Here is a 12,045-nt window from a genome sequence, read left to right on the forward strand (position 1 = left end):
TGAAAACTGTACACTTTTGTTTTCTAAAGATTCGAAGTTTTCTGCATTCCACTTTTTTGAATCGATGGTTTGCTGATTGATTTTTTCTTTTTATAACGCTCTTTATATTCAGTGAACATGCTGATATTCAGCAATATTCCCATACATCCACTCAGTAAAATAATAGAGGACCCACCGTAGCTGATAAACGGAAGTGTGACCCCAGTAATTGGAATAAGTCCTGAAACACCGCCCAAATTAATACACGTTTGAATCGCAATCATTGAAGATATTCCTATTGCAAGCAAACTTCCAAACGGATCTTCACACTTTCTTGCAATATAAAAACCTTTCACGACAATGAAGCCAAGCAGAGCAATAACAAAAAATACACCGAAAAAGCCAAGCTCTTCCGATATGATCGCCATGATAAAGTCTGTATGAGGCTCTGGAAGGTACCCATACTTTTGAACACTCTCTCCAAGACCAAGACCAAAAAAGCCGCCTGATCCAATCGCATAATATGAATTAATCAATTGGTGCCCAGAAGCGCCTGCATCTTTAAATGGATCTTGGAAACTCTCAAAACGTCCAAGACGATTCTGCGTGAAAATTTTATCCCAAAAAAGAATAATAAACGGCGTCACAACGACCATCACTGCACTAAATAGAGCTAACAGTTTCGCAAGCGTTTTACCGCTAAAGCCTGAGCATAAAATCATCGCCAGGGCAATCATGCCGATGATAAAAGCTGTCCCGTAGTCTGGCTGTAAAATAATAAATCCGCATAGGATGGAGACAACCACAATTGGAGGTGTAACTCCTCTTAAAATATGATCAATATAATGCTGCTTTTTGGCATAGACAGCAGCAAGATAAATAATGACGACGATTTTTACGAATTCCGCTGGCTGCAGACTAAAAGGGCCTAATTTGATCCAGCTTCTGGCATTCCCTGCAATGTGACCGCCAAAGTACACATAAATCAGAGAAAACACAGCTAGCAAAAGCATCACAATTTGGAACTTTTTATTTAAGAGCAGCTGATACGGAATGAGGGCTGTAAAGATTAAGATGACCGCCCCGACAATCATAAATAAAAGCTGTTTCTTGAAAAAATTATCTGGAGCGGCATCATATCTGATAACAGAAGTAATCATACTTGAGCTATACACCATCACCAAACCGAATGCGCTAATTAATATAATGGCGAACAATAATGAGTAGTCATACGATCTTAGCATTCTCTTTAACATATAATCCTCTTCCTAACGTCTATTTCTACTGTTGTATATCCTCTTAGCTGTTCTTATTCTACTACATTTTCTCCGTTTGATCTCGTTTTACCTCTTTTATATTGTTCGTCTTTCATGAGAGAATCAAGTCCGTTTGCCATCAATCAAAATAAAATGGCGGACAAAAAAACTCAAACTTATGTGGTGGAAGTTTGAGTTTTCAATCATTATTTTCTTGTGAACGCATCATGAAGTGCGGAAAGCTCTCTCTCAAGCTTATCGAGTAGTTTCTTGCCTTCATGTTGATCAACTAATCCAAGCCGGACAGCGAAATCAATTTCTCTCGATAATCCGAACATTTGAGTATCTAAAACCTCTTCATAAAGAGGACATTGCGGCATCGTTAAGTTGTCCATTTGCACTTGGATCAATTTTAAAATTTTATCTGCATCCAATTTTAATAAAGCCAGTGCTTTTTGCCGATGATCGACTAAAATTTCTGACGCCAAAAGTATCCCTCCGTTCCCCAGGCGAGTACCTAATTCTTCTATTTATCATAAAGCGAAACGCCCAAAATTGCAAGCAGATTTGTACAGTTCGCTTTGTAAAAATAAAAAGAAGCCATTCGTCATTAAAAGATACTCATCTCATATTTTTCACTCATGAGCTCAAGCAGCTTAATACCCGCAATGCTATTCCCTTTTTCATCCAGAGCAGGTCCGAAAATACCTATACCAAAATCATATGGCGCTGCCCCCATAATACCACCTGAAACACCGCTTTTGGCGGGAATTCCAATGTTAATGGCAAATTCTCCGCTTGCATTGTACATTCCGCAAGTGACCATAAAGGTTTTACAAATTCTAGCGACATCTTTTGAAAGGATTTGCTTCCCAGTCTCTGGGTGCCTGCCGTCTAATGAAAAAACACAAGCCACTTTCGCCAAATCCAAGCTGTTCATCACGATGGCACACTGTTTCGTGTAAACGTCCATGACATCTTCTACATTTCCCTTAATGATATGATATTGCTTCATATAATAGCACATGGCTCGGTTAATCATTGATGTATCAAATTCGGATGCGGCTGTTTCTTTGCAGTATGTAATGCTTTTGTCATTGGCAAGCTCTCTAATAAAAGCGAGCAAGCGGTTGAGCTGATCTTGCGGCGTTGCACCTCTTATTAAACTTGTGACGGCCAGCGCTCCTGCATTAATCATTGGATTGAGCGGCTTATTGGGGCTTGCTGTCTCAAGCTTAATCATCGAATTAAATGGATCGCCTGTCGGTTCTTGGCCAACATATTGAAACACTTTTTTGGGCCCTTCTTCTGAGAGCACGAGTGCCAGAGCTAATACTTTCGAAATACTTTGCAAGGTGAACCGTTTATCAACATCCCCTGCTGAGTGGCAAGTATTACTTACATGATAAACAGCCACAGATAAATCCGTCTGATCCGCTTTACCGAGAGCAGGAATATAGGATGCTACTTTGCCATCTTTGGCTACTTTTTTTGCTTCTTCTACAAATCGCTGAAGTTCTTCATTGTCACGACATGCCATGCTCAATATCCTCCCTCACTTTCATGTAAGATTAGTGTGTACAAGGAGATGCATGTTTATGAAAGTGACAAAGCATGTGAAAACTTCTATAATGTAAGGTGGAAAGGGGTTGTCTTGAACATGAGCATTATTCAAATCAAGGGGAACGTACGGTACAAGATCACCATTGATCCAAGTGTATGGATTTTTGATGACCGCAAGTTTTTAATGGATTCATTTTTTGAGAAAGGTGCAGCAAGTGAAGATACTCAGCTGGATCACGAGCTTGATCAAGAGCGGGTCATAAGAGAAGGTCAAACACTTCCGCCTACATTAAAAACAGAGAAGAAGTATGAAAAAGAAAGACTCGTCACAGGCAGCTTTGGTATGAAGCTTGGCGACATGCTGAAAAATGCAGAACCGTTTGAAGAAGCGAAGACGTGTGAATTTGTCACAGAAACAGAAACGATTGCTGCGCCTCTCGCTAAGGCGATGGAAAGCATTGCCCATTTCAGTCAAAACGGAAAGCCTATCACAGAAAAAGGACCAATCCACGTCTATTTCGCGGATCAGTCCAACATCACTCAACCAATTAAAGGAGTCAAAGAGTTAATCATTACATAAGATGGCGGGTCTGGACTATAACAAATCAGCTGCAAGCTGTGCAAGTCCAGACCTTTCTCCTTTGACAAGCTTGACATGTCCAGATATTTGCTGGCCTTTAAAGCGCTCAATGACATATGTGAGCCCATTATTGAAGCTGTCTAAATAAGGGTGATCAATCTGCTCTGGATCTCCCATCAGCACAATTTTACTACCCTCTCCGACTCGTGTTAATAACGTTTTCACCTCGTGCTTTGTTAAATTTTGCGCCTCGTCTATGATGATAAATTGATCCGGAATACTTCTCCCGCGAATATACGTTAAAGCTTCCACTTGGATTGAACCGATCCCCGCTAAGATCGCATCGAGTTCCCCAGGTTTTTTTGTATTAAATAAAAATTCCAGGTTGTCATAGATCGGCTGCATCCATGGTCTGAGCTTCTCTTCTTTTTCGCCTGGCAAGTAGCCGAGGTCCTTCCCGACAGGAACAATAGAGCGGGCCACGATGAGCTTTTTAAACATCCCGAGGTCCTCTGTTTGCATTAATCCAGCAGCGAGTGCAAGTAGCGTTTTGCCTGTTCCCGCTTTTCCGATAAGTGTCACAAGCGGAATATCGCGGCGTAAAAGCAGCTCTAGCGCCATCGTTTGCTGGACATTTTTTGAGCGAATTCCCCAAATATGTTCTTGATCATAAATGAGCCGCTTTACATATTCTGCTTTTTGATCAAGCATGCCCACAGCAGAACCGCCTTCATTTCCCTTCATAATGACAAATTGATGCGGATTTAACCGGGCATTGGTGACGTCTTTTATAGGTAATTGATTTTGCTTATAGAATGTATTCAACTGCTCAGTTGGAAGATAGAGCTCATGATAGCCGTTATCAATGTCTTCGTTTTGTAGCACACGATCACTTAAGAAATCCTCTGCTTGCAGACCAATCGCATCCGCTTTTACTCGAACTAAGACATCCTTGCTGACCAAAATCACCGGCCGGCCATGCGGCTTTGTTTCTTCCTCTAAGCTCAAATTCTTTGCAACAGCCAAAATCCGATTATCGTTTGTTTTTTCGATGAAAATTTCTTGAAGTTCATGGAAAGAGCGGTGGTTCAGTTCAATACGCAGCGTTCCTTTTGACTCCAGCGTGATTTTTTCATGTAGTTTTCCTTTAGATCTCAATCCGTCAATTAAACGTGAGACGCGCCGTGCATTTTGCCCAACCTCGTCCATATATCTTTTTTTAGAGTCTACTTCTTCTAACACAACGGCCGGAATCACAACCTCGTTGTCTTCAAATGAAAAGATTGAATTCGGATCCTGTAATAACACATTTGTGTCTAATACATAAATTTTACTCAGGTCCTTCGCCTCCTGATCGGGGTTTCATTCATCTTTGTCTTTCCAAAAACGATTGTTAAAATATATGTTTTCATGAATAAAGTTAGAAGGTTAATTCAACAATAAAATAAATCATGCAGTTTGTGAAGGAGGGAATACACATGCGACTATTTTTTACATTATTCATGATTCAAACCATTCTTTTTTTAGGCGCTTGCCAGCACCAGGAGAAGCCTTTGGCTCAAGACCAGCAAAACGGAAACCAGCACTTAGTACGCGTATCAGACTCATCCAAGAAAAACCCCGATCAAGCCCGCCCATCAACAGATGTGGCGCAGCATCTAGTGAATGTGACTGAGCACGTAGCAGATGTAAATGATGCTACAGCCATCGTAATCGGCCGCTATGCTGTCGTCGGCATTGATGTAAAGGATGATTTAGATAGAAGCAAAGTAGAAACCATTAAATATTCAGTTGCTAAAGCACTGAAGAATGATCCAGATGGTGCGAATGCTGTTGTGGTCGCTGATCCAGATACAGTGAGCCGTTTAAAGGAAATGGGCAAGGAAATTCAAGCAGGCCGTCCCGTAAGCGGGATTATGGATGAACTGGCAGCCATTGTTGGGCGCGTTATGCCAGAGATGCCTCGAAATGAAATCGACCGTAACGAAACAGATCCAACAAATGAGCCGAATGATCAGCTCAAACAACAAGATCAAAAGCAGTTAGAAAAAAATCAAAATGATCAATCAAACCATCATATGAATCAGAAAAAATAATGAAAACGGCTTATATCTCCTGGGATATAAGCCGTTTTCTCTACTGATTTCAAGTGGATTAGAAAACATGCTATAATAAATGCATTAAAGTGAGGTGAAAATGATGAGAGTGAAGTGCTCATTATGTGAAAAGCTTGAAACCATTGATGATGATACACTCGTTGCTAAGCGGTTAAGAAATCGACCGATTCATACATATATGTGCGATGACTGCCAAGAAAGAATTAAAGTAAAGACAGAAGCACGCATCAAAACCGGCAGATTCTCTCTTTATCAAGATCCTGCGACGAAAGATAAAAAGAAGAAAAAAGAAAAAAAAGAACAAAAGACATAAAAAAAGACCTGACACATGTTCAGGTCTTTTTTACGTACTCACTGTTCCTTCTTTTTTCGCACGATGCAGCCTTATTTTATAAATAATTAAAATGGCAGCTGCCACAACTAGGCCTTCTGCTACTGGCAAGAAGATTCCTAGAAAGGTGAGGAACGTGCAGCCAAAAATCAAAAACAAATAAATGACGAGCGCTTTTAAAATCGGTAAGCGTCTAGCAAAGCCGAGCTTAAAAACAATAATCGCTAAAACAAGGATGGTGCCATACAGAAGCCACATCCCTGTTTGCGGGTTTTCATCGACACGAAAGAGCATCGCGAAAAAGGATAGATTCTCACTTACTTCCTGATCATTCAAAAAGATTCCCTCCCCTTATCTTTCAGGGTTCTATCTTTTTTAATTCTTCATGGGTTTAAGATAATCCTGCTAGCTTTTTCTTCTTCGCTGCTTTCTCACGCTCGTTTTTATCTAAGATTTTCTTTCTTAGACGGATAGATTCAGGTGTAACCTCACAGTATTCGTCTTCATTTAAGTACTCAAGAGATTCCTCAAGTGACATAATACGTGGTTTTTTCATACTAACCGTTTGATCTTTTGTCGCTGAACGTACGTTTGTTTGTTGTTTCATACGGCTCACGTTGACCACAAGATCGTTTTCTCGGTTGTGCTCACCAACAATCATTCCTTGATATACTTCAGTACCTGGCTCAACGAAGATCACACCGCGCTCTTCAACGCCTTGGATTCCGTAAGCAGTCGCTTTACCTGTTTCCATTGAAACAAGTACACCTTGACGGCGTCCGCCGACTTGACCAGACTGCATTGGCTGGTAGCTGTCAAATGTATGGTTCAAGATACCAAAACCACGAGTTAATGAAAGAAATTCAGTTGTATATCCAATTAGACCACGTGATGGAACTGTAAAGATCAGGCGAACTTGACCATTACCATTATTGATCATGTCAATCATTTCACCTTTTCTTGCGCCCATTGATTCCATGACAGAGCCAGTATGCTCTTCTGGCACATCAATTTGAACACGTTCTACAGGCTCACATCGAACACCATCCACTTCTTTTACAATAACTTCTGGCTTCGATACTTGCAGTTCAAATCCTTCACGTCTCATATTCTCAATCAGAATCGATAAGTGGAGCTCCCCGCGTCCAGATACAACCCAAGCATCAGGTGAACTCGTTGGATCTACTCGAAGACTTACGTCTGTTTGAAGCTGCTGCTCTAGACGCTCTTCGATTTTACGTGATGTCACGTATTTTCCTTCACGGCCTGCAAACGGGCTGTTATTGACAACAAATGTCATTTGAAGTGTCGGCTCATCAATACGAAGGATCGGCAGTGCCTCTTGGTGTTCTACCGGGCAAACTGTTTCACCGACGTTGATGTCTTCCATACCAGATACAGCGACAAGATCTCCAGCTTTCGCTTCGTTAATTTCCACTCGTTTTAACCCTTGGAAACCAAAAATCTTTGTCACGCGGAATTGTTTTACACTTCCATCTACTTTCATTAGAGCAACTTGCTGGCCAACCTGCATGGTTCCTCTGAATACACGGCCGATTCCAATTCTTCCAACATAATCATTGTAATCAAGTAGTGCCACTTGGAATTGAAGCGGCTCTTCATGGTTGTCGATTGGGCTTGGAATGTGGTTGACAATCGCTTCAAACAGCGATTCCATGTTTTCATCTTGCTTGCTTGCATCGTTACTTGCTGTACCATTGATTGCTGATGCATACACAACTGGGAATTCAAGCTGTTCTTCTGTTGCATCCAGTTCAATGAACAAGTCAATGACTTCATCGACTACTTCAGCAGGACGTGCAAAGTCACGGTCAATTTTATTGACAACAACAATTGGTGTTAAGTTTTGCTCAAGTGCTTTTTTCAGCACAAAGCGTGTTTGAGGCATACAGCCTTCATATGCATCCACAACGAGAAGTACACCATCTACCATTTTCATGATACGCTCAACTTCACCACCGAAATCGGCGTGTCCTGGTGTATCTAAAATATTAATGCGTGTATCTTTATAATGGATCGCAGTATTTTTAGCTAAAATTGTAATACCGCGTTCTCGCTCTAAATCATTTGAATCCATGGCTCTCTCAGCGATATTTTCATTCGCACGGAAAGTACCAGCTTGATGGAGCAATTGGTCAACAAGCGTCGTTTTACCATGGTCAACGTGGGCAATAATTGCGATGTTGCGAAGGTCTTTTCGAAGTTTCACATTTTCATCTCCTAAAATAATTAGATAACTTTCATATTATATCACAATCCCCTTTAAATGCCGATCGTTTTTCTGTAAACTTATATTAACTATAAAAAAAGGGATGGAGACAAATGAAACAAATCAAATGGCTTCTATTATTATGTGCATTACTTGCAGTCGTCAGTATGGCGTTTATTGGGGTATCTGTTGCAGAAAAAAACGTACTGGGCACATGTCTAAGTATTGTGTTTGCCATGATTTTCATGGGTACAGGATTTACATTAAAAAGAAAATTAAACGTACCATCATAAAATTTATCAAAAGCCTTTTACATTCTACATGTAGAAGGCTTTTTATTTTGGATGAAATCAAGACAAACCACCTATGTAATCCTGATGATTCAACTAAAAACTTCATATATAGTTGGCAAATGTAAGCAATCTGAACTCTTCCATTTTTCGACAAGAACTTTTATAGTTCTCCAAATTCAAACATAAAGTTACATTTTTCCTATTCTTCCACAAAGTTTCTCATGGTATGCTGTTCTTGCAACAAAATTTAACAGAAAAGGGAGAGAAAAGAAGCATGAAGAAGTTTTTGAGCAAATCGCTCAGCTCTGTTGTATTTTTCGCTTTAGCTATCATTTTTACTTTCACAACAGTAGCTCCTGGGCAAGCAAGTGCTGCAACTTTCAAAGGGATTCCTTTTGAGCAGCAACAAATTATTAAAGATTTATTGGAGAAGAACGAGCGTGTTATTAGTATCCTCGTTAATTCATTTATCGAGGAAGACAATACTTACACATTCGATGCTAAGAAAGCTGTTGAGCTTGGTCTTACTGAAGAAGAAGCTGCTGCTGCTGAGAAATTCTTAGATCGTGCAGCTGTTCTTACAATCGTTTTCAGTGAAAGTATCTCTAAAAACGAAAAAGGAAAGTTAGTATTTGATGCTAAGAAAGCTGTTGAACTTGGTCTTACTCAAGAAGAAGCGACTAAATTTGAAAAGTTTTTCAACTCAGCGATCAGACTTGCTGATCTTGCTGGAGACGCTATCGTTCTTGACAAAAAAGGAAATGTTGTCATTGATCAAAAAATCGCAAAAAGTCTTGGGTTCAGCTCTACTGAATTAATGGTTTTAAACCAATTAATCAAAAAATTCCCTCAAGACCAACTTAAAACTTTCTTTGATGCCGTTCAAATGGCTAAAGAAAAATTAAGCTAATCTTAGCCCCCTATCTGGTTCATCCAGATGGGGGTTCTTTATTTTATCCAATATATAATGAGCATGATAACGTATACGATACCCGCCCGTAATAACAGCTTTCTATAGTAGCGCATTTCGAACTTTCTTTTTTGATCCATGGTCATCCAGCATCTTCATGAGAGGAATCGTCCCTTTCGTTTCTCGATAAAGATGATAACATTTTCACATGTCAATATACTTGTTTATTCACTAGCTCCTTCTATATAGAGGATTCATTCATCACTCACTTTAAACTCCACCCAATGTATCGTTCATTTCAACTCTCATCTAACTTGAAGAAAAGTGCTTTCACTTGCAATTTCTAAGATAGCCCTTGAATGCCTCTTAATTTGAGGACATTCTATTTAATCTTTTTGGAATGTTTTGTTGTATTCACTTGAAATAAAATCAGAGGATACCTCACTAAGCAAATCAAACATCTGTTCACAAGCCTTAACATCAATTTAAAGTTTCAATCGTATGGACATTTCTCTTATCAAAAAGTTTTATATCAAACAAAACCATCACTCCATTAGAATGAAGTGATGGTTTGTTTTATCTTTTATTTCCGCTTCCTTTTATGTAATCATGCAAGATTTTTTCACAAATGGATCGATTTCCGGCAACAATGCTATTTTTATCTAGGAAGGTGAGTGGTTCACCGTGAATGTTTGAATAAACAGCCCCTACCTCGTCCAAGAGCACACAGCCGGCCGCATAATCCCACGGCGCAAGCCTTAACGTGACATATGCGTCACTTCTGCCGCTTGCAATATAAGCAAGCTCAAGCGCAGCTGATCCGATCGTTCGTGTCCCTCTGACGTCGCGTACGAGACGGGCAAATGGCTTGGCGTCAAAATGCGGGCTTTCAATCGCCCATGTCGGGTTAATACCAACAATGGCCTTTTCAATGGCAACATCTTTTAAAGGCGGAAGTAAAATATCATTCATGTAGGCCCCTTCTCCTTTGACCGCATGATAGAGTTCGTCATGAATGACGTCATAAATAAGACCAATCTTCCCCACACCATTTTCAAATATCCCAATTGAAATGGCAAAATTTCGTTTTTGATGGACAAAGTTCATTGTGCCATCAATTGGATCTATGATCCAGACAATCCCGTCAAGAGAGGTCACCTCTTCCCCTTGGCCCTCTTCTCCTAAAATGTGATGATCTGAAAATGTCGACTGAATCTTTTCAATGAAGAAACGTTCTGTTTCTTTATCGATGTTTGTGACAAGATCATTTGGATTTGATTTTGTTTCAATTGATAGACCTTCCTGCATGGATGCCTTAATGCGGCCTCCCGCTTCTTTCACCCAAAGCTTTGCAAGACGGTCAATTTCCACCCAGTTTGTCATCAGACTGTAAACCTCTTTTCTATGTAGTACCTATTTGTATTAGCATACTGATATTATGTACGTAAAAGCAAGAAAAAAGCAGCTTCATACAAAAACGAACCGATGACTTGGTTCGTTTTTACCTCCCCTTGTTTTACCCTTGGAGCTGCTCCCATTCTTTTCTTAGGCGCTCAAGCTTTCGTTTGCTGCGTTCAATTTGGATATCATCTTTTTGCTCGATGGCTTCATGAAGCGTAGAAAGCTCATAGTCAACCTCTAATCTCCACACAGCGATGCGATTCTTCTTCTCTTGTCTATACCCAGGCTTCACGATTTGCTTCATTGGTCAACGCCCCTTCCAGAGAATGATTCATTCCTTGTCAGTTTTCATTGATAAAAAATTCAATCGATAAGAGAAATGGTTCTTGCTTATATCGTATGAAGCGATCGCATAACCGCAACGACATTCTGAAAATTGTGTCTTTACCTATTTGTTATGTACCACAAATTCGATATGTTTAAACTCCGGCACCCTGTCCTCCGTCAACTTTGACCTGGCAGTGCATCTTTTTTTGAGCTTGACTCAAGCTATGATAAAATATGATCAGCGAAAAGATACAGGAGGCATAACATGGCTGAGATGCGTTTTAGAGATGAAGATTTTGAAACATTTACAGTTGACGGGTTAGATGAACGGATGACCGTATTAAAAGAAAGAGTCCGACCAAAGCTTGAGGCACTTGGTGAACATTTTGCACCGCTTCTTTCTTCTATTACAGGAGACGAAATGTTTGTTCACGTCGCAAAGCATGCGAGAAGATCAGTCAACCCGCCAAATGATACGTGGGTTGCTTTTGCAAACAGCAAACGAGGGTATAAAAAGCTCCCTCATTTTCAAATTGGGCTTTGGAAAACTCATGTATTTGTATGGTTTGCGCTCATTTATGAATCTCCAGTGAAAGGTGAGTATGGGCAATTATTCGAAAAAGAGCTGGACACGATTCAAAAGAAGATTCCGCAAGACTTTGTTTGGTCTAAAGATCATATGAAACCAGATGTACTCCGTCACAGCGAACTTGATGCTGAACAGCTGAAAACACTGTTTGAACGTGTTCAAACCGTCAAGAAAGCGGAGCTCCTTTGCGGCATCCAACTGCCCCGGGAAGAGGTCGTTCAAATGAATAATGAAGAATTCCTATCAAAGATCGAACATGCCTTCCGAACGTTAACTTATCTATACCGCTTTACACAAAAAGAATCCGTATAAAAAAATGAGCCTATGTCGGCTCGTTTCAGATTATTGACAAAGGGCTAAAATGATCTTGATTTTAGCCCTTTGTCCTCTTTTTAGTGTGACATGAAAACCTTTGCAGTCTAGGAAGGATGACTAAAGGAGAGGAGAGAATGTGACTTTATTGTGTAAC

General features: G+C 40.1%; 14 protein-coding genes. 6 read left to right on the forward strand and 8 right to left on the reverse strand.

The genetic code is table 11. From position 1 onward, the window contains the following. Positions 1-23: 23 nt before the first annotated feature. The 3 genes from ftsW to glsA all read right to left on the reverse strand — a co-directional run bounded on the left by ftsW (position 24) and on the right by glsA (position 2,775). Positions 24-1,235, reverse strand: a complete 1,212-nt coding sequence (gene ftsW / locus BA1_RS01000) for a putative lipid II flippase FtsW (RefSeq protein WP_008354745.1) — start codon at positions 1,233-1,235, stop codon at positions 24-26. Between the two features lie 206 nt (positions 1,236-1,441). Continuing rightward, positions 1,442-1,723, reverse strand: a complete 282-nt coding sequence (locus BA1_RS01005) for an Fpa/YlaN family protein (RefSeq protein ID WP_008354747.1) — start codon at positions 1,721-1,723, stop codon at positions 1,442-1,444. A gap of 122 nt (positions 1,724-1,845) precedes the next feature. Next, the gene (glsA, locus tag BA1_RS01010; RefSeq protein ID WP_008354749.1) at positions 1,846-2,775 is read right to left on the reverse strand and encodes a glutaminase A; all 930 of its coding nucleotides are present in this window, start codon (positions 2,773-2,775) and stop codon (positions 1,846-1,848) included. A gap of 120 nt (positions 2,776-2,895) precedes the next feature. Between glsA and BA1_RS01015 the strand changes: the two genes are divergently transcribed. Continuing rightward, the gene (locus BA1_RS01015) at positions 2,896-3,378 is read left to right on the forward strand and encodes a hypothetical protein (protein ID WP_008354751.1); all 483 of its coding nucleotides are present in this window, start codon (positions 2,896-2,898) and stop codon (positions 3,376-3,378) included. A 15-nt stretch (positions 3,379-3,393) separates the two neighbouring features. Here the strand turns inward: BA1_RS01015 and BA1_RS01020 are convergent, their stop codons facing one another. After that, the gene (locus BA1_RS01020; RefSeq protein WP_034738124.1) at positions 3,394-4,716 is read right to left on the reverse strand and encodes a PhoH family protein; all 1,323 of its coding nucleotides are present in this window, start codon (positions 4,714-4,716) and stop codon (positions 3,394-3,396) included. Positions 4,717-4,856: 140 nt separating this feature from the next. Between BA1_RS01020 and BA1_RS01025 the strand changes: the two genes are divergently transcribed. Together BA1_RS01025 and BA1_RS01030 are read left to right on the forward strand one after the other, a co-directional pair. Further along, positions 4,857-5,474, forward strand: a complete 618-nt coding sequence (locus BA1_RS01025) for a YhcN/YlaJ family sporulation lipoprotein (protein ID WP_008354755.1) — start codon at positions 4,857-4,859, stop codon at positions 5,472-5,474. A gap of 103 nt (positions 5,475-5,577) precedes the next feature. Next, the gene (locus tag BA1_RS01030) at positions 5,578-5,808 is read left to right on the forward strand and encodes a YlaI family protein (protein ID WP_008354758.1); all 231 of its coding nucleotides are present in this window, start codon (positions 5,578-5,580) and stop codon (positions 5,806-5,808) included. Between the two features lie 30 nt (positions 5,809-5,838). Here the strand turns inward: BA1_RS01030 and BA1_RS01035 are convergent, their stop codons facing one another. Further along, a complete protein-coding gene (locus BA1_RS01035) occupies positions 5,839-6,120 on the reverse strand; it encodes a YlaH-like family protein (RefSeq protein WP_051009092.1) in 282 nt (93 codons plus the stop codon). Positions 6,121-6,217: 97 nt separating this feature from the next. Further along, the gene (typA, locus tag BA1_RS01040) at positions 6,218-8,056 is read right to left on the reverse strand and encodes a translational GTPase TypA (RefSeq protein ID WP_008354762.1); all 1,839 of its coding nucleotides are present in this window, start codon (positions 8,054-8,056) and stop codon (positions 6,218-6,220) included. 113 nt (positions 8,057-8,169) lie between these two features. Here typA and BA1_RS01045 point away from each other — a divergent pair, with 113 nt between their 5' ends. Further along, the gene (locus BA1_RS01045; protein ID WP_008354764.1) at positions 8,170-8,349 is read left to right on the forward strand and encodes a DUF5325 family protein; all 180 of its coding nucleotides are present in this window, start codon (positions 8,170-8,172) and stop codon (positions 8,347-8,349) included. A 274-nt stretch (positions 8,350-8,623) separates the two neighbouring features. Beyond that, positions 8,624-9,259 carry a hypothetical protein gene (locus BA1_RS01050; RefSeq protein WP_008354767.1) on the forward strand — a complete coding sequence of 212 codons (636 nt, stop codon included), beginning with the start codon at positions 8,624-8,626 and terminating at the stop codon, positions 9,257-9,259. 576 nt (positions 9,260-9,835) lie between these two features. On the opposite strand, the gene BA1_RS01055 is transcribed toward BA1_RS01050, so the two are convergent. Together BA1_RS01055 and BA1_RS01060 are read right to left on the reverse strand one after the other, a co-directional pair. Then, the gene (locus BA1_RS01055) at positions 9,836-10,642 is read right to left on the reverse strand and encodes an inositol monophosphatase family protein (protein ID WP_008354768.1); all 807 of its coding nucleotides are present in this window, start codon (positions 10,640-10,642) and stop codon (positions 9,836-9,838) included. A gap of 133 nt (positions 10,643-10,775) precedes the next feature. Beyond that, positions 10,776-10,964, reverse strand: coding sequence for a hypothetical protein (locus BA1_RS01060; RefSeq protein WP_008354770.1), 189 nt, complete (start codon positions 10,962-10,964; stop codon positions 10,776-10,778). Between the two features lie 288 nt (positions 10,965-11,252). Between BA1_RS01060 and BA1_RS01065 the strand changes: the two genes are divergently transcribed. Continuing rightward, on the forward strand, positions 11,253-11,888 hold the full coding sequence (locus BA1_RS01065) for a DUF1054 domain-containing protein (protein WP_008354772.1): 636 nt from the start codon (positions 11,253-11,255) through the stop codon (positions 11,886-11,888). The last annotated feature ends 157 nt before the right edge of the window (positions 11,889-12,045 follow it).

Source organism: Bacillus xiamenensis (assembly GCF_000300535.1).
In the GTDB taxonomy this organism is placed as follows: Bacteria; Bacillota; Bacilli; order Bacillales; family Bacillaceae; genus Bacillus; species Bacillus xiamenensis.

Bases quoted from the DNA above. Each gene is read 5' to 3' on its own strand.
- BA1_RS01035 (WP_051009092.1), bottom strand. From the start codon at position 6,120: ATGCTCTTTCGTGTCGATGAAAACCCGCAAACAGGGATGTGGCTTCTG.
- BA1_RS01025 (WP_008354755.1), top strand. From the start codon at position 4,857: ATGCGACTATTTTTTACATTATTCATGATTCAAACCATTCTTTTTTTA.
- BA1_RS01015 (WP_008354751.1), top strand. From the start codon at position 2,896: ATGAGCATTATTCAAATCAAGGGGAACGTACGGTACAAGATCACCATT.
- BA1_RS01060 (WP_008354770.1), bottom strand. From the start codon at position 10,964: ATGAAGCAAATCGTGAAGCCTGGGTATAGACAAGAGAAGAAGAATCGC.
- BA1_RS01065 (WP_008354772.1), top strand. From the start codon at position 11,253: ATGGCTGAGATGCGTTTTAGAGATGAAGATTTTGAAACATTTACAGTT.
- ftsW (WP_008354745.1), bottom strand. From the start codon at position 1,235: ATGTTAAAGAGAATGCTAAGATCGTATGACTACTCATTATTGTTCGCC.
- BA1_RS01045 (WP_008354764.1), top strand. From the start codon at position 8,170: ATGAAACAAATCAAATGGCTTCTATTATTATGTGCATTACTTGCAGTC.
- glsA (WP_008354749.1), bottom strand. From the start codon at position 2,775: ATGGCATGTCGTGACAATGAAGAACTTCAGCGATTTGTAGAAGAAGCA.
- BA1_RS01055 (WP_008354768.1), bottom strand. From the start codon at position 10,642: ATGACAAACTGGGTGGAAATTGACCGTCTTGCAAAGCTTTGGGTGAAA.
- BA1_RS01030 (WP_008354758.1), top strand. From the start codon at position 5,578: ATGAGAGTGAAGTGCTCATTATGTGAAAAGCTTGAAACCATTGATGAT.
- BA1_RS01050 (WP_008354767.1), top strand. From the start codon at position 8,624: ATGAAGAAGTTTTTGAGCAAATCGCTCAGCTCTGTTGTATTTTTCGCT.